Source organism: Streptomyces sp. NPDC102278, assembly GCF_044766345.1.
Classification (GTDB): Bacteria; Actinomycetota; Actinomycetes; order Streptomycetales; family Streptomycetaceae; genus Streptomyces.
Genome location: NZ_JBIWLV010000008.1, coordinates 231,289 through 255,120 on the forward strand (window position 1 = coordinate 231,289; position 23,832 = coordinate 255,120).

The window sequence follows — 23,832 nt, forward strand, 5'->3', positions numbered from 1 at the left end:
TGCACCTATCACGGTACGCCGTCCAGGGCGCACCTGTTTCCGGTCAGTTCACCTCAACGGCTGTCGGAGTCCTCCGGGGCCGCCGACTGGGCCGCCGTCGCCGACGCGCTCCCCGGACGCTTGCGGGCCACCCAACCCTCGATATTCCGCTGCTGGCCACGGGCCACGGCCAGCGCGCCGGCCGGGACGTCCTTCGTGATCACCGAACCGGCCGCCGTGTAGGCGCCGTCCCCGATGGTGATGGGCGCCACAAACATGTTGTCCGAGCCCGTCTTGCAGTGTGAACCGATGGTCGTGTGGTGCTTGTTCTCGCCGTCGTAGTTCACGAACACGCTGGCCGCGCCGATGTTCGTGTACTCGCCGATGGTCGCGTCGCCCACGTAGGAGAGGTGCGGCACCTTGGTGCCCTCGCCGATGGTCGCGTTCTTCATCTCGACGTAGGTGCCGGCCTTGGCCTTCAGGCCGAGGTTCGTCCCCGGACGCAGGTACGCGAACGGGCCGACGGACGCCGACTCGCCGATCACGGCCGTGTCCGCCACCGTGTTGTCGACGCGTGCCCGGGGGCCGACGCGGGTGTCCTTCAGGCGGGTGTTGGGGCCGACCTCGGCGCCCTCCGCGACGTGCGTGTTCCCCAGGAGCTGCGTACCCGGGTGGATCACCGCGTCCTGCCCGAAGGTGACGGTCACGTCCACCAGGGTGCTCGCCGGGTCGACCACGGTCACGCCGGCCAGCATCGCGTTCTCCAGCAGCCGGGCGTTCAGCAGGGCGCGCGCCTGGGCGAGTTGCACCCGGTTGTTGATCCCGAGGATCTGACGGTGGTCGGCGCCGACCGCGGCGCCGACGCGGTGGCCGGCCTCGCGCAGGATGCCGAGCACGTCGGTGAGGTACTCCTCGCCCTGGCTGTTGTCCGTGCGGACCTTGCCCAGCGCGTCGCTCAGCAGGGCCCCGTCGAAGGCGAAGACACCCGAGTTGATCTCGCGGATCGCGCGCTGCGCGGCGGTGGCGTCCTTGTGCTCGACGATCGCCGTGACGGCGCCGTCGGCGCCGCGGATGATGCGGCCGTATCCGGTCGAGTCGGGCACCTCGGCGGTCAGCACGGTGACGGCGTTGCCGTCGGCCTCGTGCGTGGCGGTGAGTTCGGCGAGGGTCTCGCCGGTCAGCAGCGGGGTGTCGCCGCAGACGACGACCACGGTGCCGGTCGGTTCGCCGCCGAGTTCTTCGAGGGCCATCCGGACGGCGTGGCCGGTGCCGTTCTGCTCGTACTGGACGGCCGTGCGGACATCGGCGTCGATGTCGGCGAGGTGCGCGGTGACCTGCTCGCGCGCGTGGCCGACGACGACCACGAGGTGCGCGGGGTCGAGCTCGCGCGAGGCGGCGACGACGTGACCGACGAGCGAACGCCCGCTGATCTCGTGCAGAACCTTCGGTGTGGCCGACTTCATGCGGGTGCCTTCACCCGCTGCGAGTACGACGACGGCTGCCGGGCGGGTTGCGCTCACGGGGGTGCCCTTCGGCTTCGGGGGTGGACCCGTGAAGGATAGCCGGGGGCCGGGGGGCGAAAACGAAGCCGGGTCCCGACCGGAGGTCAGGACCCGCATGTGTGAAAGCTCCCCCGCCAGGACTCGAACCCGGACATAAGGCACCAAAAGCCTCAGTGCTGCCAATTACACCACAGGGGATTGAGCGTGACGGGACCGGACATTACTCCCTGGTGGTCGCGTCGACGGGATCTACTATGCCGCACCACCACCCCTCATCGCGACGGAATGGAACGGCGCCTTGCTGTACGCGCGTCGCGCGGCGCGCGAGAGGGGTCGTCACCCGCCTCCGGCCGCGGGAATTTCGCTCGCTTGCCCACCGGGGCCCCTGCGTAGGCTGGACGGCATGACCAGTACGGGGGAAGAGCGGGACGGGATGGGGCGCGACGGCCCCTGGTGGTGGGAGAGACGGCGGAGCGCCGCGCTGGACGTGGGACTCGGTGTGGTGTCCGCCGCCGAGTGCGCCGTCGAAGGGGTGCCCTTCGCCCGCGAGGCCGGCGTGCCCGTCGTCCTCGGGGTGCTGTTGGGGATCGTGGTGGGGGCCACGCTGGTGCTGCGGCGCAGATGGCCCATCGCCGTGGTGCTCGTCGCGATCGCCGTGACGCCCGCCGCGATGGGGTTCCTCCTCGCGGTGGTGGGCCTGTACACGCTGGCCTCCTCCGACGTGCCCCGGCGGATCACCGCCACGCTCGCGTCGATGTCGCTGGCCGGGACGTTCGTCGTGATGTACATGCGCACGCGCGGCGACGTGGAGGCCGACGGGACGCTCGTGATCGTGCTGTCCGTGTTCGTGGCGGTGGCGCTGACCGTGCCGCCGGTGCTGCTCGGGCTGTACATCGGGGCGCGCCGCCGGCTGATGGAGAGCCTCCACGAGCGCGCGGACTCGCTGGAGCGGGAACTGTCGCTGCTGGCGGACCGGGCGGAGGAGCGGGCCGAGTGGGCCCGTACGGAGGAGCGGACGCGGATCGCGCGGGAGATGCACGACGTGGTCGCCCACCGGGTGTCGCTGATGGTGGTGCACGCGGCGGCCCTGCAGGCGGTCGCCGCGAAGGACCCGGTGAAGGCCGCGAGGAACGCGGCTCTGGTGGGTGACATGGGGCGGCAGGCGCTGACGGAACTGCGCGAGATGCTGGGCGTGCTGCGGGCCGAGTCACCGAAGCCGGCCAGCGCCTCCCTGGTGCCGGTGGCGCTGGTGGGGATCTTCGAGGACGGGCCGTCGATCGGCGAGCTGGAGGCGTTGGTCGGGCAGTCCCGCACGGCGGGGATGGTCGTCGAGCTGGACGTGCGGGGCGAGTGTCCCGGCTATCCGGCGGAGGTCGAACAGACCGCGTACCGGGTGGTGCAGGAGGCGTTGACCAACTGCCACAAGCACGCGCCGGGCGCGAAGGTCGTCGTACGGCTGGCGCACCGGGACGGTGAGCTGGCCATGCAGGTGGAGAACGGCGCCTGTGACGGCAAGTCCGCCGAACCGGGGTTGCCGAGCGGCGGCAACGGGCTGGTGGGGATGCGGGAGCGGGTGCTCGGACTGGGCGGGGTGTTCGTCTCGGGACCCACGGACGACGGCGGCTTCAAGGTGTCGGCGGTGCTGCCGCGGGAGCGGCGGTAGCAGACGGCCCTCCCCACACGCGGCCACCCGGAGGCCGGGGGAGCGCGCGGCCCCCGGCCCCCGACCGGGGTCAGCCCGTGGTGAGACGCGCCGGCTGGAGGCCGGTGAGGAGCAGGGCCAGGGCTTCGTCGAGGCTCGCGCCGAGGAACCAGTCGCCCGTGTGGTCGATGCCGTACACGCGGCCCTCGCGGTCGATCGCGAGGTGCGAGCCGCCGTCGGCCTCGGCGCCGAGCGGGCTGAGCTCGGTGGACAGGGCGCGGCCGAGGTCGGAGAAGGTGCGGGCCAGGTGGAGGCCGGTGAGCGGATCCAGGCGGACGCGGGCGGGAGCTATCTGACGGCCGGGCCCGGGGCCGGCCACGGTCAGGCCGCCGAACTCGGCCCAGGCCTCGACGGCGGCCGGGAAGACGGTGTGCCGGTGCCCCGCGGGAGTGGTGTGGTCGCGCAGGGCGTCGGCCCAGTACTCGGCCTGCTTGATGTCCCAGCGGCCGGGCTCCCAACCGGCGGTGCGCAGCGCCGAGTCCACCGGCCCGGGGAACCGGGTGGCCGAGGAGCGGTCGTAGGAGGCGGACGAGGGGGACGAGGTGCTCATGGCGGCTACTCGGAGTGGGTGAGGTCGACGGAACGTACGCCGAAGTGGGCGAGGAGGGCGTCGCAGGAGCGGCACGGCGGCGCGTAGCTGCCGTGCAGCGGGTCGCCGTCCTCGCGGATGCGGCGGGCGGTGATCCTGGCGTGTTTGAGGGAGCGGCGCGCCTCGCCGGCCGTCAGCGGTTTGCGGGAGGCGCGTTTGCTGCGGGCCCCTTCGACGCCGGCGAGGTGACGGGAGAGCAGCATCGCTTCCGGACATCGGCCGGTGAACCGTTCCCGCTGTCCGCTGGTGAGGGTGTCGAGGAAGTCCTGGACGAGCGGGTGCAGCGCGGGTGGCTGGTCGGCCTTCCCGGCGGTGCCGGTGAGGGTTTCACCGCGTACGGAGAGGGCGGCGGCGACGGTGGGGAGGATGCCGTCGCGCCGGAAGCGGAGCACGGGGACGGTGGGGCCGTCGGTGCTGCTCCAGCGCAGGCGGGGGTCGCCGGCGGGGCCGGCGTCCGTCGGTTCCGTCCGGTCTGCGCGTGTTGCCGTGTTCTGCATGCTGCGTGTTCCCTCCCGTGGCGGCGGTGCGGGCCGCTGTCGCGCACGCCCCCGTGCTGCGGGGACAGCCTGTCAAATGTCCCCTGTGGTGGGGAAGCGGGGTCGAATATTCGTATCAATTCGGCTCTTCCCGCCCCACGTGAGGGGGCGTTGCCGGCATGCTGCTTCGGCTGCGGGTGAGCCCCTTGCCGGAGCACATAGGCTGTGGTGAACCAGCCAGATCCAGCAGGGGGCTACCGCCATGACGACAGGTCGGCTCGGGCAGCAGGCCGCGCCACCCAACGCCGCTTACTCGGGGCAGGTCGTGCATTTCCCGGACCCGGTCCGGGCCGCTCGGCATCCCCACGGAGTACGGATCAGCGGGGACGGGCATCCCGATTTCTCGCCCTACGCGCGCGCCGCGGTGGAGATCGCAGAGCCGCCGGAGGGCTTCGGCGTCGACGAGCTGCGCCTGACGGACTACGTGTCCGCCAACGCGGCGATGCGGGAGGCGGGCCACGAGCTGTGGGACACCGTCGGCCCGGTGGCGACCCCGCACGGCTGGACCTGGCACCACGTGGCCGGATCGCGCCGCATGGAACTGGTCCCGGTCGAGGTGAAGGCGCTGCTGCGGCACCACGCGGGCCTGGCGACGGCGCCCGTGGACCACGAGAAGCGCGGCACGCGCCCCCTGCAGGAAGTGCGCCCGGCGCACCTGGGGCTGCCGAAGACGGTGGTGTCGGTGTCCGAACAGCAGGTGCAGGGAGTCGAGGAGGACCTCGGCTACCGCCTGCCGGAGGCGTACCGGTCGTTCCTGAAGGCCGCGGGCGGCTGCGCGCCGGTGGGCGCGGGCCTGGACGTGGACCTCGGGGTCCTGGTCGACCAGCCGTTCTTCACGGTCCGCGAGGAGGCGGCGGTCAACGACCTCGTCTACGTCAACAAGTGCCTGCGGGACCACCTGACGAAGGACTACCTGTGCGTGGCCTTCGCGCAGGGCGGTCTGCTCGCGGTGAAGGTGAAGGGCGAGGGGATCGGCTCCGTGTGGTTCTCCCCGTACGACGACGCGCGCGACCGGGACGGCTGGTCGGTGCAGGAGCGCGTGGAGCGGCTGTTGCTGCCGTGCGGTGCCGATTTCGACGCCTTTCTCGAACGCTTGGCGGGGAACCCGCCGGAGCTGGAGACGGTGGCCGGTCTGATGGTGGACGGCGGATTCGCGCGTTCGGTTCCGGTGGCGGGTTCCGCGCCGGTGGAGGGGTGACGGCGCGATGGTGACCTTCGCACAGGCGCAGGAGCGCGCCGAGGAGTGGATCAACGGGGACGTGCCCGCGTACCAGCACCGTGAGGTGCGGGTGCGGGAGTTCGGGCTGGGCTTCGTGGTGTGGGCCGAGGACCGGGCGGCCGGCCCGGTGTCCGGTGGCGGCCGGCAGCGGCTGGTCATCGCGCGGGACAGCGGTGAGGTGACGCTGTGGCCGGGGCTGCCGGTGGGTGAGGTGATCCGGCGCTACGAGGAGGAGTACGGGGCCGCGGCCGCGCCGGCGGGGTCGGAGGCTTCGGTTCCGCCGCCGCGGATCGACTCGGAGCAGACCTCGTTCATGCTGAGTCCGCCCGAGTGGCTGCAGGAGGCGGCGGACCGGGCGGGGATCCCGGGAGGTGCGCGGGACTCGGCGTCGGCGTCGGCCTCGGCCTCGGCCTCGGCGTCTGCGTCGTCTGCGTCGTCCGCGGCGTTGTCCGGTGCGGGCTCGGGGGCGGGTTCGGGGGCGGGTTCGGGTGCGGCTTTCGATTCCGGTTCGGGTTCCGGTTCGGGTTCCGGTTCGGGCGTCGGGCCGGTGGAACCCGTGGCTCCGGTCGGGGGTCCTTCCGCTCCCGCTACCCCGGTGCCCGGCCCGGCCGATGCCCCGGGCGACGCCGTGCCGCTGCGGCGCGGCGGCGAGATCCCGTACGAGCCGACCGCCAACGACGGGGTCCCGGTCGGGGCCACGCCGTGGGCCGGGACCGATGTGAACTCCGGCGCGGACGAGGGCTCCGTACCCCTGCCGGCGACGGTGTTCGCGCCGCCACTGTCCGGTTCGGACCTGGAGGACGCGCCGTCCGCGGCCGCCCCGGATGCGCAGACGCAGCTCATGGCCGGCGGCAGCCGACTGCCGCGGACCGCGGTCGTGCCCGCGCTGGGGAACGGCCCGGACGCGGGCGACATCGCCGACGCGCCGACGAGCAAGGCCCAGCTCCCCCGGCCGGCGTCGGGCGCGGCCGTGAGCCCGCCCGGGCCGCCCGGCGCGCCCGGGGCCTCCGCCGCGGGTCAGCCGCCCGTACCGCCGCGACCGCCGGGTGTGCCCGGTGGCGGGGTCGACCACGCCGCGACGATGCTCGCGGGGCCGTCGGTCGTGCAGCCGCCCCGGCCGCCGGGTGCGCCCGGTGCGCCGCAGCCGCCCGGTCCGCCCGGTCCGCCCGGAGCCCCCGGTGTGCCGGGTGTTCCGGGGAGTGGCCTCGACCATGCCGCGACGATGCTCGCGGGCCCGGGTGTGGGGCAGGGTGCGCCCGGCGCGCCGCAGCCGCCCGGTCCGCCCGGGGCTCCGGGTGCGCCCGGTGGTGCCGGTGCCTCCGGTTCCCCCGGTGCTTCCGGTTCTTCCGGCGGTGCCGGTGCTTCCGGTGGCGGGATCGATCACGCCGCGACGATGTTGGCGGGGCCGTCGGTCGTGCAGCCGCCCCGGCCGCCCGGCGCGCCCGGGGCTCCCGGTACGCCCGGGGGCGGGACGCCGCACCACGCCGCGACGATGCTCGCCGGCCCTGGCGTACCCCAGCCGCCCGGCCCTCCCGGCGCTCCGGCCGCGCCGGCGCCGCACGCCGTGCCGCCGGCGCCGGCCGCGTCCGGCGTGCCCACCGTCGGCCCCGGCTACCAGGCCGTGCTGCGCTACCGCGCGCCCGACGGCTCCGAGCAGCAGCTGATCCGCCGCTCGGCTCCCGGCACCCCGCACCCCGAGTGGCAGATCCTGCACGAACTGCGCGCGATGAACGTGCCGCCGCAGCAGGTGCTGGAACTGCACACGGAGTTGGGGTCCTGCGAGCTGCCCGGCGGCTACTGCGCGCGGATGATCCGCGAGACCTGGCCGCAGGTCCGGATCACGAGCGTGGCCCCGTACGGGACGGATCACGCGAGCCGTCAGCAGGGCATGCGGCACCTGATCACCCACCAGAGCGAACTCCACCAGGTCGCGGACGGTCCGGCGCGCCCCGCGCCGGTACGGGCGCCGCTGCCGCAGGTCCCGCTCCAGCCTGCGATCCCGTTGGACGCGATCGCGCAGGAGTTGGCCGGGGCGTTCGGCCCGCAGGGCGTGTTCCGCTTCGACCAGCGGGCCGTGTCCCGGCAGGGCGTGCCGGAGATCGTGGCGCAGACCCTGATGTGGTCGGGCCTGCCGGTGGACTTCGGTCCGTTCTTCTGGGCGCAGGCCGTGCCCGGCCAACCCGTGCCGACGCTGGCCGAGTTGGCGGCGCAACGCCAGGTGCAGCCGGCGTCGGACGCGGGTTCGTACCTCGTCGTCGGCAGCGACTTCGGCAAGGCGCTCTGCGTGCAGTACGGGACGGCCCACATCGTGGCGGTCCCGGTGGAGGCCGGGCCGGGCGGTGCGCCGGTACCGCCGCAGTTCGTCAACTCCAGCCTGCCGCAGTTCGCGCGGTCGCTGGCGATGCTGGGGCACATGTGGCGGTTGCGGCAGCACCTGACGCCGGAGCAGGCGGGCCGCTGGACGGTCGATTTCCAGACGAACCTGGCGGGCCTCGACAGCGCGGCGCTGGCGTCGCCGGAGAGCTGGTGGTCGGTGCTGTTGGAACAGATGTGGGACGGACTCCTCTGACCCGATGGTCGGTGTGAATGGCCGGGCCGGAACCCTCGAACGGGGTTCCGGCCCGGCCATTCCGGCTTCTGCCCGCAAATGACGCATCCTTGACAGGAATCCCCGCGAGAGAGGCGCTTCCAGGATGAGTGCACCCATGTCACCTCACGGTCCCCAGGGTTTGGCGACCGTGCGCGGCCGCGGTTACCGGCCGGAAGAGGTGGACCGGTACCTCGTACGCCTCTCGGGCAGCCGGGACGAGGCCTGGGAGCGAGTGGCGCGGTTGACCGTCCTGGCGAAGCAGATGGAGGCGGAGGCGGAGCGGCTGCGCGAGGCGGTCGCCTCGCTGGCCCCGCAGACCTACGACGAGCTGGGCGAGCGGGCCCGGCGGATCCTGCTGCTCGCGCAGGAGGAGGCGGACTGCGTACGCGCGGACGCGCGCGCCGACGTCTTCACCACCCAGGGCGCCGCCGAGGCACACGCGGACCGGGTGACCGAGCTGGCGCGGCAGGACGCGGAAGCGGTACGGGAGCAGACGGAGGTCCGGGCCCGACAAGGGCTGCTGCGGGCGCGCCGCGAGGCGGACGACGCCCGGGCCGAGGCCCGCGACGACGCGGCGGCCTGGCGGTCGGACGCGCACGCCTCCCTCGTCGAGACGCGCCGCCGGGCCGACGAACTGCTGGCGGAACGCGAACAGGAACAGGCCGACCGACGGGACGCGGCGGAACGCGAACTCGCGGCGCGCGAGGCCGAGCTGGAAGCCCGGCACGCCGAGCTGGAACGGCACGCCGAAGGACGGTTGGCGCAGGCGCGGCGGGCGTTCGCCGAAGCGGAGGGATCGGCGCGGCACGGGCAGGAGGACGCCGAGGCCCGGGCGTCGGAGGTGCTGGCGCAGGCGCGGGCACGGGAGGAACGGGCCGGGCGGGAGACGGAACGGATCCTGCGGGAGCACGGGGAGGCGCAGGACGAGATGCGGGCGCACATGAACCATGTGCGGGCGAGCCTGGCGGCGCTTACGGGGAGGGCGCCGGCGGGGCCGTAGCCCTGGCCGGGCGGTTGTTGTTGGTTGCTGCGGGTCCCGCCGGGTGGTTGCGGTGGGTTGCTGCGGGTCCCGCCGGGTGGTTGCGGTGGGTTGCTGCGGGTCCCGCCGGGTGGTTGCGGTTGGTTGCTGCGGGTCCCGGCTGCGCCGGGCGCCTCAAGTGCCGGCGGGGCTGGGTGGTGGGGGTGGGGCGGGGGGGGGGGGGGGGGGGCCGGGGGGGGGGGGGGGGGGGGGGGGGGGGGGGGGGGGGGCGGGTTGTTTTGTGGGGCGGGGGTCGCGCGCCACAAATCCCACTTCTACGTCCCGGCCGACACCCCACCCCGTCCCCGCCCCCGACCAGACCATCCACCCCCGGTGAGATCAGCCCCTCGGCCCATCCGGCCTCGCCGGCCGGTCCGGCCCAATCCAGCCTTGCCGGCCGGGCCGGCCAATCCCAGCCTCGCCGGCGTTTGAGGCGCGGGGTACGGGGCGGAGCCCCGAAAGCCCGACGGAGTCGGGGCCGCTTCGCGCGACGGCGCGGATCCGTACATCCAGCCTCGCCGGCGTTTGAGGCGCGGGGCGGAGCCCCGAAAGCCCGACGGAGTCGGGGGCGCTTCGCGCGACGGCGCGCCTCGTCAGAGGGTGGGGAGGAACGCTGCGATCAGGGGGGCGATGGTGGGGAGGTGGGTTTCGAGGGCGAAGTGGCCCGCGCCTTCGAGGACGTGGATCTGCGCGTGCGGCGCGTCCCGCAGGTACGCCTTGGCTCCCGCCGGGGTGAAGAAGGGGTCGCCCGCGCCCCAGACGATCAGGACCGGCAGTCGCGCCGATCGGAGCCACGCCTGCCAGTCGGGGTAGTGGGTGAAGTTGGACGCGTAGTCGAAGGCGAGGTCGGCCTGGGCGTCCGCGCGGCCGGGTTGGCCGAGGTGGTGGAGGTCCAGGGTCCAGGAGTCCGGGGAGATCAGCGAGGTGTCGGCGACCCCGGTCTCGTACTGGAAGCGGGTGCCCGCCTCGGTGAAGAGGCCGCGGACCTTCTCCTCGTCGCCGGGGACCTCGCGGCGCAGGCCGGCGAACTCCCGGGCGGCGTCCGAGAGTCCTTCCTCGTACGCGTTGCCGTTCTGCACGATGAGGCCCGTCACCCGCTCGGGTCGCCGCGTGGCGAGCCGCAGGCCGACCGGGGCGCCGAAGTCGAAGACGTACAGCGCGAAGCGGTCCAGGGCGAGGGCGTCGGTGAAGCCCTCGACGATGTCGGCGAGTCGGTCGAAGGAGTACGTGAACCCGCTCGGGGTCTCGGTCCGGCCGAAGCCGGGGTAGTCGGGGGCGATGAGCCGGTACGGGGTTCCGGCCAGGGCGTCCATGAGGCGGGTGAACTGGTGGGAGGAGGTCGGGAAGCCGTGCAGGAGCAGCAGGACGGGGGCGTCGGCCGGGCCGCTCTCGCGGTAGGCGACGGTGACGCCGTCCACGTCGACGGTGCGGTGCTGGATCCGGGCCACGGTCATCACATGCCTCCTGGGGTGCTGGTTCCATTAGTCTCGGGGAGCAGGGCTAATGGGTCAAGGGGATTGGGTAGCATTAGACGGGTGACTGTGAACTTTCCGCTCATCGGCGAGCACCTCGCGCTCGACCTGCTGAACACCCGCCCCGCCGACGGCGACCTGATCGCCGAACCCGAGGGCTTGGCCGGGTGGTTGGCCGAGGAGGTCGGGCGGCTGGGGCCGGTCGGCGGCGGGGTCGGGGAGGCCGAGGTGGTCGCGGTGGTCGCGGTGCGGGAGGCGGCGCGGGCCGCGTTGGCGGCCGTACGGGGCGGTGGGCGGCCGCCCGTCGGCGCGCTGCGGGTGCTGAACTCCGCCCTGGCGGGCGCCCCCGCCCACCGGGAGCTGACCTGGTCCGCCGGATCCGGGCTGGCGGCCGATCGTCGGCGGCCGGCCGCCGACCCGGCGGCGCGCCTCGCGGCGGAGCTCGCCGAGGCGGTGACGGACCTCCTCACCGGTCCCCGGGTGGGGGAGGTGCGCGAGTGCGAGGGGGCGGAGTGCGTGCTGCTGTTCCTGCCGGCGCACCCGCGCCGGCGGTGGTGCGTGGCGGGTGCGTGCGGGAACCGGGCCCGGGTGGCCCGTTACTACGCGCGGCGCCGGGCCTGATCGGGGCTTTCGGGTGCGGTCGCGGCGGGGCGCGGGTAGCGGTACGGGTCGCTCCTGAGGCCGTGTGAGGTCACCACCACCGTGAAGGTCGCGGCGGTCCCGTCCGGGAGGGGGGCCGTCAGGGTGGACGTCGTGGGGTCCAGGGTCGAGGGGACGGCCGTGTCGTCCACGCCCACCCGGGCCTCCTCGAAGCCGCCGCCCGACACGGTGAGGACGCCGTCGGCGAGGGCGACGTCGGTGATCACCGGGTTGGCCCGGGTGGCCATCTTGTTCACCAGGTAGGCGCCCGCCGGGGCGCCGGTCAGGGCCCAGATCTCCGTGGGGAGGCGGGGGAGCCCGCCGCCGACGTCCGAGAGGAAGAACAGGACGACGTAGAGCATCGTGACCGCGCTGAGGGCGACGTACTGGAGGTCCATCAGGTCGGTCCGCCCGCTGTCGTTCGCGATGAGGTCGCGCAGGGGCCGGCGGCCGCCGGGGGTCGGCTTCGGGGCGGGTTTGGCCAGGCTGCCGTTCTCCACGCGCACCCCGACGATGGTCTTCGCCGCGATGAGGGCCACGTACGGGCCGCCGAGCAGCGGCAGGTACACCGTGGTCAGCGAGGACAGCGGGCCGTGCTCGCCCTGGAACCAGTCGACGCCGCCGCCGGCCGTCAGCCCGTACGCGAGGATCGTGAGGAGCAGCCAGAGCAGGATCACCGTCCAGGCCAGGGCCAGGGTGGTGGAGGTGGAGAGCCGGCCGTCGCGCCCGGTGACGAAGCCGGGGTTGCGGCGCAGCCGCAGGGCGACGGGGCAGGTCAGGGCCGTCAGTAAGAGCAGGGCGAAGAGTGCGGAAGTCATGGTGTTCCCCCGGGTGGTGTCCGTGGGTAGACAGATAGCCCATTCGTTCGGGCCATGACAACCCGGGGGGTCTACTGCTGGTCGGGCAGGACCGGGAACCTGCGCGGCGCCACCAGGAGCAGTACCGCCAGCGCCGCGACGGCCGCGGCCGTCGCGCCGAGGAAGACGTGGTCCACCGCGGCGTCCACGGCCTCCCGCAGGTGGTCGGCGGCGGCCGGCGACAGGTGCTCCGGCCGGTCGAGGGCCTTCGACACGTCGTCCAGGTGGTCGGGCAGCCCCGGTACGGGGTCGTCCGCGAGCCGGGCGGCCAGGGTCGCGTTGGCGACGGCGCCCGTCAGGGCCGCCCCCACGCTCTGGCCGAGCTGCCGGGAGAACAACACGGAAGCCGTCGTGGTGCCCCGCTCCGCCCACCCGACGGTGGACTGCACCCCTACGATCAGCGGCAATTGGAACAGGCCGAGGGCGCCGCCCAGCAACAGCATGATCAGCGCGGGCTGCCACACCGAGCCGGGGTACGGGAGCAGTGTGAAGCCGAACAGGGCCACGGCGGCCATCCCCACGCCGAGGACGGCGCTGTCACGGAAGCCGACGCGCCGGTAGACGTGTTGGGAGAGGGCGGCGGTGAGCGGCCAGGTCAGGGTCATCGCCGAGGTGAGCAGCCCCGCGCCGACGGCTCCGAGGCCGAGCACGCTCTGGGCGTAGATCGGCAGGAACACCTGCGGGGCGACGATCAGCAGGCCGAGGGCGCCCATGGCGAGGTTGACGGCCGCGATGGTGCGGCGGCGCCAGACCCAGCCGGGCAGGATCGGTTCGGCGGCCCGGCGTTCCACCCGTACCACCACGGCGGCCAGGAGCGCGCTCGCGCCGAACAACCCCAGAGAGGGCGCCGACAGCCAGGGCCAGGCGACGCCGCCCTGCACCAGGGCGTAGAGCAGCAGTCCGCCGCAGGCGAAGACACCGAGGGCGCCCGCCCAGTCGACCGGGCCCCGGCGGCCGGGTGGTCGGACGGGTTCGACGAGGTGGCGGGCGATGAACCACAGGGCCACGGCGGCCGGCGGCACGTTGACCAGGAAGATCCACCGCCAGTCGGCGTAGGTGGCGATCAGCCCGCCGACGGCCGGTCCGGCCAGCGCGGACACGGCCCACACCGCGGACATCCGGGCCTGGATGCGGGGGCGTTCCCGGCCGGGGTAGAGGTCGGCGGCGAGGGTCTGGACGGTGCCCTGGAGGGCGCCGCCGCCCAGGCCCTGGATGATCCGGAAGGCGATGAGGGCCGGCATGTTCCAGGCGAGGGCGCAGAGCACGGAGCCCACGAGGAACAGGGCCGTCCCGAAGATCAGCACGGGCTTGCGGCCGTGGGTGTCGGAGAGCTTGCCGTAGACGGGGAGCGAGACGGTGGTGGCGAGGACGTAACCGGCGAAGATCCACGAGAAGACGGCGAAGCCGCCGAGGTCGCCGACGATCTGGGGGACGGCGGTGGACACGACGGCGGCGTCGAGGGCGACGAGGCTCATGGTCAGCATCAGCGAGACGACGACCACGGTCTTCGGTCGCCCGGGGGCGGGGGCCCCGGCCGCCGGGTCCTCGGTGGCGGAAACGATTCCCCCCGAGGGTCCGGCCGGCGGGACGCCCGCGCCGGCCGGCCCGGACGGCTCCTCCCCGAGGGGCGGTTCCGCTTTCTCCCCCATGCCCATCGAACTCCCTTCACCGTGCACGCATCCGCGGGGAACACCTTCTCACCGCGGGTGTTTCCGGCGGTATCCCTCACTTCGGGTCCATCGAAGGGTGCAGAACCCCTAGGGGTTCCTCAGCACAAGGACCCAGGGGCCTTTCGTCCCGCCGGAGGAGGTGGGCGGCCCCGGCGCGTCTTTAACTGGTTCACATGAGGCGGGGCCGTCGGGGGGTGGGGACAACCCCCGGACGGCTACGGCGACGGGCACCAGTGCGCCCGACGGCCCCCGCGCCGGAGACTTCACGACGGCGGCACACGGAGCACCGCGAGCCGACGCCGACGCCGACGCACACGCCGACGCCGACGCCGACGCCGACGCGGACGCGGACGCACACGCCGAAGCCGAAGCCGAGCGGACGCACGCACCGACGCACCGAAGCACGCACGCACGCCAACGAACGAACGAGGGGAAACACCGTGACAACGGCTATGACCGAAACCAGGCACGGGGGTACTGGAGGGCATGAAGCCGTCGCGGCCCGGGCACGCAAGGTCGTCAAGGCCTACGGCTCGGGAGAGACCCGTGTCGTCGCCCTCGACGCGGTGGACGTGGACATCCGTCGCGGGCAGTTCACCGCGATCATGGGCCCGTCCGGCTCCGGCAAGTCCACGCTGATGCACTGCCTCGCGGGCCTGGACACGGTGACGAGCGGTGAGATCTTCCTCGACGACACCGAGATCACCGGCCTCAAGGACAAGAAGCTCACCCAGCTCCGCCGGGACCGGATCGGCTTCATCTTCCAGGCGTTCAACCTGCTGCCGACGCTGAACGCCCTGGAGAACATCACGCTCCCGATGGACATCGCGGGCCGCAAGCCCGACGCGCAGTGGCTCGACCGGGTCGTCGAGACGGTGGGCCTCGCGGGTCGCCTCAAGCACCGCCCCACCGAACTCTCCGGCGGCCAGCAGCAGCGCGTGGCCGTCGCCCGCGCCCTCGCCGCCCGCCCGCAGATCATCTTCGGCGACGAACCCACCGGAAACCTGGACTCCCGGGCCGGCGCCGAAGTCCTCGGCTTCCTCCGCCAGTCGGTGGACCAGCTCGGCCAGACCATCGTGATGGTCACCCACGACCCGGTCGCCGCCTCCTACGCGGACCGCGTCATCTTCCTCGCCGACGGCCGGATCGTGGACGAGATGCTCAACCCGTCCGCCGACCAGGTCCTCGACCGGATGAAGGACTTCGACGCACGCGGGCGGACCTCGTGACCGTCATGAAGACCGCGCGACGCAACTTCGTCGCGCACAAGGGAAGAATGGCGCTCTCCGCCATCGCCGTCCTGTTGTCCGTGGCCTTCGTCTGCGGCACGCTGGTGTTCACCGACACCATGAACACCACCTTCGACAAGCTGTTCGCGGTCACCAACTCCGATGTCACGGTCAGCCCCAAGGAGGCCGCCGACGGCGAGGAGAACCCCGGCAGCGGCAAGCCGCAGACGCTGAACGGCTCCGTCGTCGACCGCGTCGAGAAGGCCCGGGGCGTGAAGTCCGCCGAGGGCGGCGTCCTGTCGATGTCCGTCACCGTCGTCGACACCGCCAACAAGAACCTGGGTTCGACCACCGGCGCCCCGACCATCGCGGGCAACTGGAGCGACAACGAACTCAAGTCGATGAAGATCACCTCCGGCAACGCCCCGCGCGGACCGACCGAGTTGATGATCGACGCCGACACCGCCGAGAAGCACCACCTGAAGCTCGGTGACGAGATCCGCACCATCGCCGTCACCGGCGACAACCGGGCGAAGATCAGCGGTATCGCCGCCTTCACCGTCACCAACCCGGGCGCGACCCTCGTGTACTTCGACACGGCCACCGCCCAGACGTTCCTGCTCGGCTCGGCTGACGCCTACACCCACGTCAACGTCACCGCGAAGGACGGGGTGAGCGACGAGCAGCTCAAGCAGAACGTCGCCGCCGCCGTCGGCGCCGACACGTACAAGCTCCAGACCGCCAAGGAAGCCGCGGACGCCAACCGCAAGGACGTGGGCTCCTTCCTCGACGTCATGAAGTACGTGATGCTCGGCTTCGCCGGGATCGCCTTCCTCGTCGGCATCTTCCTCATCTTCAACACCTTCTCCATGCTGGTCGCCCAGCGCACCCGCGAGATCGGCCTGATGCGCGCCATCGGCGCCGACCGCAGGCAGATCAACCGGTCCGTCCTCGTCGAGGCCTTCCTGCTCGGCGTCGTCGGGTCCGTACTCGGCGTCGCCGCCGGAGTGGGCCTGGCCGTCGGCCTCATGAAGCTCATGGGTCAGATGGGCATGGACCTGTCCACCGACGACCTGACGATCGCCTGGACCACCCCGGTCCTCGGACTGGTCCTCGGCGTCGCCGTCACCGTCGTCGCCGCCTACATCCCGGGCCGTCGCGCCGGGAAGGTCTCCCCGATGGCCGCCCTGCGCGACGCGGGCACCCCGGGCGACAAGAAGGCCGGCCGGATCCGGGCCGCCCTCGGCCTGGTCCTCACCGGGGTCGGCGGCGCGGCCCTCTACCTCGCCGGCGTCGCCGAGGAGGCCGCACCGGGCTCGTTGTGGCTGGGTCTGGGCGTGGTCCTCACCCTCATCGGCTTCATCGTGATCGGCCCGCTCCTCGCGGGTGTCGTGGTCAGGGCGCTGTCCGCCCCGGTGCTGCGGCCCTTCGGATCGGTCGGCCGGCTCGCCGAGCGCAACGCGCTGCGCAACCCGCGCCGCACCGGCGCCACCGCCGCCGCGCTGATGATCGGCCTGGCCCTGGTGGCCTGCCTGTCGGTGGTCGGGTCCTCGATGGTGGCCTCGGCCACCGACGAGCTCGACAAGTCGGTCGGCGCGGACTACATCGTCAACTCCATGACCGGCCAGCCGGTCATGCCGCAGGCCGAGCAGGCGATGCGCGCCAACAAGAACCTCGACCACGTCACCGCCTACCGCGAGGTGCCCGCCAAGATCACGGCCCCCGACGGTTCCACGGTCACCGAGGGCCTGGGCGCCACCGACCCGTCGTACGCCGAGGACATCCGCCGCAAGATGCGGGCCGGGGAGCACGCCGACGCGTACGGTCCGAACGCGATGGCGGTCGGTTCGCTCTACGCCGACGAGCACGGGATCAGGCTCGGTGACACGCTGACGGTCGCCTTCACCGGCGGCAAGACCGTCAAGCTGAAGGTCGCCGCGATCACCAGCGACGAGGGCAACCTCGACAAGGGCATGATGTACGTCTCCACCGCCGTCGCCAAGGCCAACGTCCCGGCCGACCGGATGCCGCGCCCCTTCATGCTGCTGGCCACCGCCAAGGCCGGTCAGGCCGACACCGCGTACGCCGAGGTCAAGGCGGGGCTCGCCGAGTACCCGCAGTACAAGGTGCTCAACCAGGCCGACTACAAGCAGGCGCTCAAGGACCAGGTCGGCCAACTGCTGAACATGGTCTACGGGCTCCTCGCCCTCGCGATCATCGTCGCGGTCCTGGGAGTCGTGAACACCCTGGCCCTGTCGGTGGTCGAGCGGACCCGCGAGATCGGCCTGATGCGCGCCATCGGCCTCTCCCGCCGCCAGCTGCGCCGCATGATCCGCCTGGAGTCGGTGGTCATCGCCCTCTTCGGCGCCCTCCTGGGCCTCGGCCTGGGCATGGGCTGGGGCGCGACCGCGCAGCAACTCCTCGCCCTCCAGGGCCTGAAGGTCCTGGAGATCCCCTGGCCGACCATCCTCGGGGTGTTCGCCGCATCGGCCCTGGTGGGCCTGTTCGCCGCACTGGTACCGGCCTTCCGGGCGGGGCGGATGAACGTACTGAACGCGATCGCCACCGACTAGGCCCCCAGGGTCCGGCTCATCAGGCGGTTGCCACGGGGGTACGCCGGCCCTGGTCGTCCAGTCGGACGACCAGGGCCGGCGTCGTGCCGCGGGCGGCCCACCCGGGCGCCGGCCGTCACCCTCCGTGACGACGGCAATCCCCCGCGCGGTCGGGGGAGACCCGTCGTAGGGTGGGAACCCCCGGCCCGTTCACGTGTCGGGCCCTTCGCGTTGCCCCTCCACCGGACGGAAAGCCCTGCTCATGAGTCTGTACGGACTGCTCGACGCCGTCACCCGGGACCCCGCCCTCGCCGAGGCGGTCGCGGCGGCCGGGGACGGCAACCGGATGCACGTGGACCTGGTCGGCCCGGCGGCCGCCCGGCCCTTCACGATCGCCGCGCTGGCCCGGCGGACCGGGCGGACCGTGCTGGCGGTGACCGCCACCGGGCGGGAGGCCGAGGACCTGGCCGCCACGCTGCGTTCCCTGCTCCCGCCGGACGAGGTGGCCGAGTACCCGTCCTGGGAGACGCTGCCCCACGAGCGGCTCTCCCCCCGCAGCGACACCGTGGGCCGTCGGCTCGCGGTGCTGCGCCGACTGACGCACCCGAGCAAGGACGACCCGGCCACCGGCCCCGTGTCCGTGGTGGTCGCGCCGATCCGCTCCGTGCTCCAGCCGCAGGTCAAGGGGCTGGGGGAGCTGGTTCCGGTCAGTCTGCGGCAGGGGCAGGCCGTCGATCTGGGCGAGGTCACGCAGGCGCTGGCCGCCGCCGCGTACGCGCGGGTCGAGCTGGTGGAGAAGCGCGGCGAGTTCGCCGTGCGCGGGGGCATCCTCGACGTGTTCCCGCCCACCGAGGAACACCCGCTGCGCGTGGAGTTCTGGGGCGACGACGTCGAGGAGATCCGCTACTTCAAGGTCGCCGACCAGCGTTCCCTGGAGATCGCCGACCACGGGCTGTGGGCCCCGCCCTGCCGTGAACTGCTGCTGACCGACGAGGTGCGGGAGCGGGCCGCCGCGCTGGCCCGGGAGCACCCGGAGCTCGGGGAACTGCTGAACAAGATCGCCGAGGGGATCGCGGTCGAGGGCATGGAGTCCCTCGCCCCGGTCCTGGTCGACGACATGGAACTGCTGATCGACGTCCTGCCGGCCGGGTCGATGGCCGTCGTGTGCGACCCGGAGCGGGTGCGGACCCGGGCCGCCGACCTCGTCGCCACCAGCCAGGAGTTCCTGATGGCCTCCTGGGCGGCCACCGCCGGCGGCGGTCAGGCCCCGATCGACGTCGGCGCGGCCTCGCTGCGGGGCATCGCGGACGTCCGCGAGCACGCCCGGGCACTCGACATGATGTGGTGGTCGGTCTCCCCGTTCGCCGCCGACGAGAGCGCCGACGGGGCCGACACCCTCAAGCTCGGGATGCACGGCCCGGAGGCGTACCGGGGCGACACCGCCCGCGCGCTCGCCGACACGAAGGCGTGGATCGCCGACGGCTGGCACACCGTGTTCCTCACCGAGGGACACGGCCCGGCGGCCCGCACCGTCGAGGTGCTCGGCGGCGAGGGCATCGCGGCCCGCCTGGAGGCGGACCTCGCCACCCTGGAGCCGGGCATCGTGCACGTGACGTGCGGCTCCCTCGACAACGGCTTCGTCGACCCGGCGCTCAGGCTGGCCGTGCTCACCGAGACCGACCTGACCGGGCAGCGCACCGCCAGCAAGGACCTGGGTCGGATGCCGACCCGGCGCCGCAAGTCGATCGACCCCCTCACCCTGGAGGTCGGCGACTACATCGTGCACGAGCAGCACGGCGTGGGCCGCTACATCGAGATGGTGCAGCGCACGGTGCAGGGCGCCACCCGCGAGTACCTGCTGGTCGAGTACGCGCCCGCCAAGCGCGGCCAGCCCGGCGACCGGCTCTACATCCCCACGGACCAGCTGGAGCAGGTCACCAAGTACGTCGGTGGCGAGGCCCCGACCCTGCACCGGCTCGGCGGCGCCGACTGGACCAAGACCAAGGCGCGCGCGAAGAAGGCGGTCAAGGAGATCGCCGCCGACCTGATCAGGCTCTACAGCGCGCGGATGGCGGCCCCCGGCCACACCTTCGGCCCGGACACCCCCTGGCAGCGGGAACTGGAGGACGCCTTCCCGTACGCGGAGACGCCCGACCAGCTCACCACCATCGCCGAGGTCAAGGAGGACATGGAGAAGTCCGTCCCCATGGACCGGCTGATCTGCGGCGACGTCGGCTACGGCAAGACGGAGATCGCCGTGCGGGCGGCCTTCAAGGCGGTACAGGACGGCAAGCAGGTCGCCGTCCTCGTGCCCACCACGCTGCTGGTGCAGCAGCACTTCGGCACCTTCTCCGAGCGCTACAGCCAGTTCCCGGTCAAGGTGAAGGCGCTGTCGCGCTTCCAGAACGAGACCGAGTCGAAGGCCACGCTGGAGGGGCTGCGCGAGGGCTCGGTGGACATCGTCATCGGCACGCACCGGCTGTTCTCGCAGGAGACGAAGTTCAAGGACCTGGGCCTGGTCATCGTCGACGAGGAGCAGCGGTTCGGCGTCGAGCACAAGGAGCAGCTGAAGAAGCTCCGCGCCAACGTGGACGTGCTGACCATGTCCGCGACCCCGATCCCGCGCACCCTGGAGATGGCGGTGACCGGCATCCGCGAGATGTCGACGATCACCACCCCGCCGGAGGAGCGCCACCCGGTGCTCACCTTCGTCGGCCCGTACGAGGAGAAGCAGATCGGCGCGGCCGTCCGCCGCGAGCTGCTGCGCGAGGGCCAGTGCTTCTACATCCACAACCGGGTCGAGTCCATCGACCGGGCCGCCGCGAAGCTGCGCGAGATCGTGCCCGAGGCGCGGATCGCGACGGCGCACGGGCAGATGTCGGAACAGGCGCTGGAACAGGTCGTGGTGGACTTCTGGGAGAAGAAGTTCGACGTCCTCGTCTCGACCACGATCGTCGAGTCCGGCATCGACATCTCCAACGCCAACACCCTGATCGTGGAGCGCGGCGACAACTTCGGGCTCTCCCAACTGCACCAGCTGCGCGGGCGCGTGGGCCGGGGCCGCGAGCGCGGGTACGCGTACTTCCTGTACCCGCCGGAGAAGCCGCTGACGGAGACGGCGCACGAGCGGCTCGCGACGATCGCCCAGCACACCGAGATGGGCGCCGGCATGTACGTGGCCATGAAGGACCTGGAGATCCGCGGCGCGGGCAACCTGCTCGGCGGCGAGCAGTCCGGCCACATCGCGGGCGTCGGCTTCGACCTGTACATCCGGATGGTCGGCGAGGCCGTGGCCGACTACCGGGCCGCCGTCGAGGGCGGGCCGCAGGAGGAGCCGCCGCTGGAGGTCAAGATCGAGCTGCCGGTCGACGCGCACGTCCCGCACGACTACGCGCCCGGCGAGCGGCTGCGCCTGCAGGCCTACCGGTCGATCGCCTCGGCGAACTCCGAGGCCGACGTCAAGGCCGTGCGGGAGGAGCTCACCGACCGCTACGGCAAGCTGCCGGAGCCGGTGGAGAACCTGCTGCTGGTGGCGGGGCTGCGGATGCTCGCCCGTGCCTGCGGGGTCGGCGACATCACCCTCCAGGGGCCCAACATCCGCTTCGGGCCAGTGGAGTTGAGGGAGTCGCAGGAGCTGCGGCTCAAGCGGCTCTACCCGGGGGCGGTGCTCAAGCCGGCCGCCTCGCAGGTGCTCATCCCGCGGCCGAAGACGGCGAAGGTCGGCGGAAAGCCGTTGGTCGGCCGGGAACTGCTGGCCTGGACCGGGGAGTTCCTCACCACGATCCTCGGCTCGTGACCGACGCGGGCTCGTGACCGACGCGGGCTCGTGACCGACGCGGGCTCGTGACCGACGCGGGCGCGGGGCCGGCGCACTCGTCGGCCCCGCGCCCGTGTCGGCGGGCTACTAGCGTCCCCTTTGTGACGCCACGCGCGTTCCGCGCGCTTCGCCCGCCGGCGGCCGGCTCCGGCGGACGACGGCCGGCGGGACGTCGTGCTGCGACCCTGCAACGGTTGCGCTCATCCCCTCACTGACTTCCGACAAGGCTGTATACGCTCAGACCCGGAACTCATCTTTTCTTTATCCGTACGGCCCGTCAGGAGCAGCGATGCACGGCCCCGGCTTCCCGCCGCAGCATGGCCACCCCGGCCCCCCTCCCAGCGACGGGAGCGTGGTGACGCTGCGCGTGCTGTTCGCCGTGCTGCCCCTGCTGACCTGCGGTTTCCTCGCGTGGGGCACGATGCTGCGCCTGGCGTTGGTCACGCGCAAGCCGCGGGACTGGACGCTGCTCGTCCTCAGCTGCGTGCTCCTCGTCGTGTGGGTGGTCTTCATCGGCCTCGACAAGACCCCGGACACCAGCGGCTGGCAGAGCGACTTCGGCGCCGTCGGCACCCTGCTGACCGGTCTCGCGGTCACCGTGTACTACCTCGTGGCGGACATCCGGCACCACGAGAACCGCAACGCCGCCTCGGCGCAGGGCCCGTGGTACCCGGCGCCCGCGCCGTACACGGCGCCGCAGCCGCCCCGGCCCGGGCAGGGCTACGGCTACCCGCAGGGCCAGACCCCGACGCCGACCCCGCCCCCGAGTCGGCCGGCCGTCCCGCCGCAGGTGACGCCGCCGCCGCGGCTCGGGCAGGTCCGCGCCGAACTCGACGAGCTGAGCGAACTCCTGCGCAACCGGCCGTCGCAGCCGAACCGGCCCCCGCAGCCGGGCGGCCCGTACCAGGACCCGAACCCGACCGCGACCCAGGACCCCCACCAGTGACGGACCGGCTCATCGGCGACCGCTACCAGCTCGCCACCATCCTGGGCCAGGGCGGCATGGGACAGGTCTGGACGGCCTACGACCGTCGGTTGGACCGGCGGGTCGCCGTCAAACTGCTGCGCCCCGACAAGGTCGCCGGCCCCGGCACCGTCGCCGAGGAACTGCGCCGCCGCTTCGTGCGCGAATGCCGGGTCACGGCCCAGGTCGACCACCCCGGGCTGGTCACCGTGCACGACGCGGGCAACGACGGCGACGAGCTGTACCTGGTCATGGGGTACGTCGAGGGCTCCGACCTGTCCGACCACCTCGCGGCACACAACCCGTACCCCTGGCAGTGGGCCGTCGCGGTGGTCGCGCAACTGTGCTCGGTGCTGTCGGCCGTCCACGCGGTGCCGATCGTGCACCGTGACCTCAAGCCCCGCAACGTGATGATCCGCCCCGACGGCACGGTCCTCGTCCTCGACCTCGGTGTCGCCTCGGTGATGGACACCGACACCACCCGCCTCACCAGCACCGGGACTCCGATCGGCAGCCCCGCCTACATGGCCCCCGAACAGGCCATGGGCGGTGCCGTCGGCCCGTACACCGACCTCTACGCCCTCGGCGTGCTGCTCTACGAACTCCTCAGCGGCAACGTGCCCTTCGCCGGCTCCACCGCCCTCGGCGTCCTGCACCGGCACCTGTACGAACCCCCCGTGCCGGTGCGCCGGCTGCGCCCCGAGGTGCCGCACGCCCTGGAGGCCGTGCTCCTGCACCTCCTCGCGAAGGACCCGCAGGACCGTCCCGGCTCCGCGCAGGAGGTGTACGAGGCCCTCACCCCGCTGCTGCCCAAGCACGGGGTCCCCACCGGGCACCTCGACCCGACCCGCCCGTTCCTGCGCCCGCAGGCCCCCTGGCCGGACCGCCCGACCGTGCCGGCGCGCCCGGACACGCCGCCCGCCCCGCCCCGTCCGGACATCCCGGGCGCCGTCGACGAGGCCCGCACCCTCCTGGACCAGGGGCAGCTCACCCAGGCCGTGGACATCCTCGGCGGCATCCTCCCGGCGGCCGCCGCCGAGCACGGGGACCACTCGCCGGTGGTCCGCTCCCTGCGCAAGCAGTACGCGGCCACGCTGATGGACGACGGCCAGTACCGGCGCGCCCTGCCCGAACTGCGGCGCCTCGTGGACGAGTTCCCGCCCGGCGACGCACAGGCGCTGCGCTTTCGCCACGACGCCGCCCAGTGCCTGGAACAACTCGGCGAACCGGCGGCGGCCCTCGCCGAATACCGCTCCCTGCTGCCGCTGTTCGAGAACCACTACGCCAACCCGGACCCCGGCCTGCCCCTGGAGGTCCGTCGTCGGATAGCGCACCTGCTGCTCTCCCTCGGGGACCGGCCGGGGGCCCACGACACCCTGGTCCGCCTCCTCTTCGACGCGGACCGCGTGCACGGCCCGGGCCACCCCCTCCCGGTGGAGATCCGCCGCACCCTCCAGTGGCTGGGCCAGGTCCGCTGACCCCCGCGCCCGGCCCCGG

At 73.1% G+C, this 23,832-nt stretch carries 16 protein-coding genes and 1 tRNA gene; 10 read left to right on the forward strand and 7 right to left on the reverse strand.

The annotated features are described in order from the left end of the window. Positions 1-53: 53 nt before the first annotated feature. A complete protein-coding gene (gene glmU, locus ACIRO3_RS21135) occupies positions 54-1,499 on the reverse strand; it encodes a bifunctional UDP-N-acetylglucosamine diphosphorylase/glucosamine-1-phosphate N-acetyltransferase GlmU (protein WP_366000088.1) in 1,446 nt (481 codons plus the stop codon). A 108-nt stretch (positions 1,500-1,607) separates the two neighbouring features. After that, positions 1,608-1,679 (reverse strand) — tRNA-Gln (locus tag ACIRO3_RS21140). A 205-nt stretch (positions 1,680-1,884) separates the two neighbouring features. Between ACIRO3_RS21140 and ACIRO3_RS21145 the strand changes: the two genes are divergently transcribed. After that, a complete protein-coding gene (locus tag ACIRO3_RS21145; protein WP_366149146.1) occupies positions 1,885-3,144 on the forward strand; it encodes a histidine kinase in 1,260 nt (419 codons plus the stop codon). 70 nt (positions 3,145-3,214) lie between these two features. Here the strand turns inward: ACIRO3_RS21145 and ACIRO3_RS21150 are convergent, their stop codons facing one another. Together ACIRO3_RS21150 and ACIRO3_RS21155 are read right to left on the reverse strand one after the other, a co-directional pair. Beyond that, positions 3,215-3,733 (reverse strand): SUKH-3 domain-containing protein, encoded by a 519-nt coding sequence (locus tag ACIRO3_RS21150; RefSeq protein WP_361782853.1) that lies wholly within the window; start codon positions 3,731-3,733, stop codon positions 3,215-3,217. A gap of 5 nt (positions 3,734-3,738) precedes the next feature. Beyond that, complete coding sequence (locus ACIRO3_RS21155) at positions 3,739-4,269, reverse strand: YwqJ-related putative deaminase (RefSeq protein ID WP_404138908.1); 531 nt, start codon at positions 4,267-4,269, stop codon at positions 3,739-3,741. Positions 4,270-4,510: 241 nt separating this feature from the next. On the opposite strand from ACIRO3_RS21155, the gene ACIRO3_RS21160 reads away from it, so the two are divergent. The 3 genes from ACIRO3_RS21160 (at position 4,511) to ACIRO3_RS21170 (ending at position 9,117) form a co-directional block, all read left to right on the forward strand. Then, positions 4,511-5,506, forward strand: a complete 996-nt coding sequence (locus ACIRO3_RS21160) for an SMI1/KNR4 family protein (protein WP_267826079.1) — start codon at positions 4,511-4,513, stop codon at positions 5,504-5,506. A 7-nt stretch (positions 5,507-5,513) separates the two neighbouring features. Beyond that, positions 5,514-8,096 carry an SUKH-4 family immunity protein gene (locus tag ACIRO3_RS21165; protein ID WP_404138911.1) on the forward strand — a complete coding sequence of 861 codons (2,583 nt, stop codon included), beginning with the start codon at positions 5,514-5,516 and terminating at the stop codon, positions 8,094-8,096. 136 nt (positions 8,097-8,232) lie between these two features. Next, positions 8,233-9,117 carry a cellulose-binding protein gene (locus tag ACIRO3_RS21170; protein WP_404138914.1) on the forward strand — a complete coding sequence of 295 codons (885 nt, stop codon included), beginning with the start codon at positions 8,233-8,235 and terminating at the stop codon, positions 9,115-9,117. A gap of 611 nt (positions 9,118-9,728) precedes the next feature. On the opposite strand, the gene ACIRO3_RS21175 is transcribed toward ACIRO3_RS21170, so the two are convergent. Further along, positions 9,729-10,589 (reverse strand): alpha/beta fold hydrolase, encoded by an 861-nt coding sequence (locus tag ACIRO3_RS21175; RefSeq protein ID WP_404138917.1) that lies wholly within the window; start codon positions 10,587-10,589, stop codon positions 9,729-9,731. A gap of 81 nt (positions 10,590-10,670) precedes the next feature. On the opposite strand from ACIRO3_RS21175, the gene ACIRO3_RS21180 reads away from it, so the two are divergent. Continuing rightward, a complete protein-coding gene (locus ACIRO3_RS21180; RefSeq protein ID WP_404138919.1) occupies positions 10,671-11,228 on the forward strand; it encodes an ABATE domain-containing protein in 558 nt (185 codons plus the stop codon). Here ACIRO3_RS21180 and ACIRO3_RS21185 read toward each other — a convergent pair. Beyond that, complete coding sequence (locus tag ACIRO3_RS21185) at positions 11,207-12,064, reverse strand: hypothetical protein (RefSeq protein ID WP_404138921.1); 858 nt, start codon at positions 12,062-12,064, stop codon at positions 11,207-11,209. The two genes, ACIRO3_RS21180 and ACIRO3_RS21185, sit on opposite strands and share 22 nt — an antisense overlap. 71 nt (positions 12,065-12,135) lie before the next feature. Beyond that, entirely contained in the window at positions 12,136-13,752 is a 1,617-nt protein-coding gene (locus ACIRO3_RS21190) for an MFS transporter (protein ID WP_404138923.1), read from the reverse strand. Positions 13,753-14,225: 473 nt separating this feature from the next. Here ACIRO3_RS21190 and ACIRO3_RS21195 point away from each other — a divergent pair, with 473 nt between their 5' ends. From ACIRO3_RS21195 to ACIRO3_RS21215, 5 genes are all read left to right on the forward strand, one after another. After that, a complete protein-coding gene (locus ACIRO3_RS21195; protein ID WP_404138925.1) occupies positions 14,226-15,002 on the forward strand; it encodes an ABC transporter ATP-binding protein in 777 nt (258 codons plus the stop codon). Then, complete coding sequence (locus ACIRO3_RS21200; RefSeq protein WP_404138928.1) at positions 14,999-17,575, forward strand: ABC transporter permease; 2,577 nt, start codon at positions 14,999-15,001, stop codon at positions 17,573-17,575. The genes ACIRO3_RS21195 and ACIRO3_RS21200 overlap by 4 nt, the downstream gene beginning before the upstream one ends. Before the next feature lie 241 nt (positions 17,576-17,816). Beyond that, the gene (gene mfd / locus ACIRO3_RS21205; RefSeq protein WP_366148994.1) at positions 17,817-21,350 is read left to right on the forward strand and encodes a transcription-repair coupling factor; all 3,534 of its coding nucleotides are present in this window, start codon (positions 17,817-17,819) and stop codon (positions 21,348-21,350) included. Between the two features lie 310 nt (positions 21,351-21,660). Beyond that, positions 21,661-22,317, forward strand: a complete 657-nt coding sequence (locus ACIRO3_RS21210) for a hypothetical protein (protein ID WP_404138931.1) — start codon at positions 21,661-21,663, stop codon at positions 22,315-22,317. After that, positions 22,314-23,813: a protein kinase gene (locus ACIRO3_RS21215; RefSeq protein WP_404138934.1), complete on the forward strand. Its 1,500-nt coding sequence runs from the start codon at positions 22,314-22,316 to the stop codon at positions 23,811-23,813. Before ACIRO3_RS21210 ends, ACIRO3_RS21215 begins: the two co-directional genes overlap by 4 nt. Positions 23,814-23,832 lie beyond the last annotated feature (19 nt).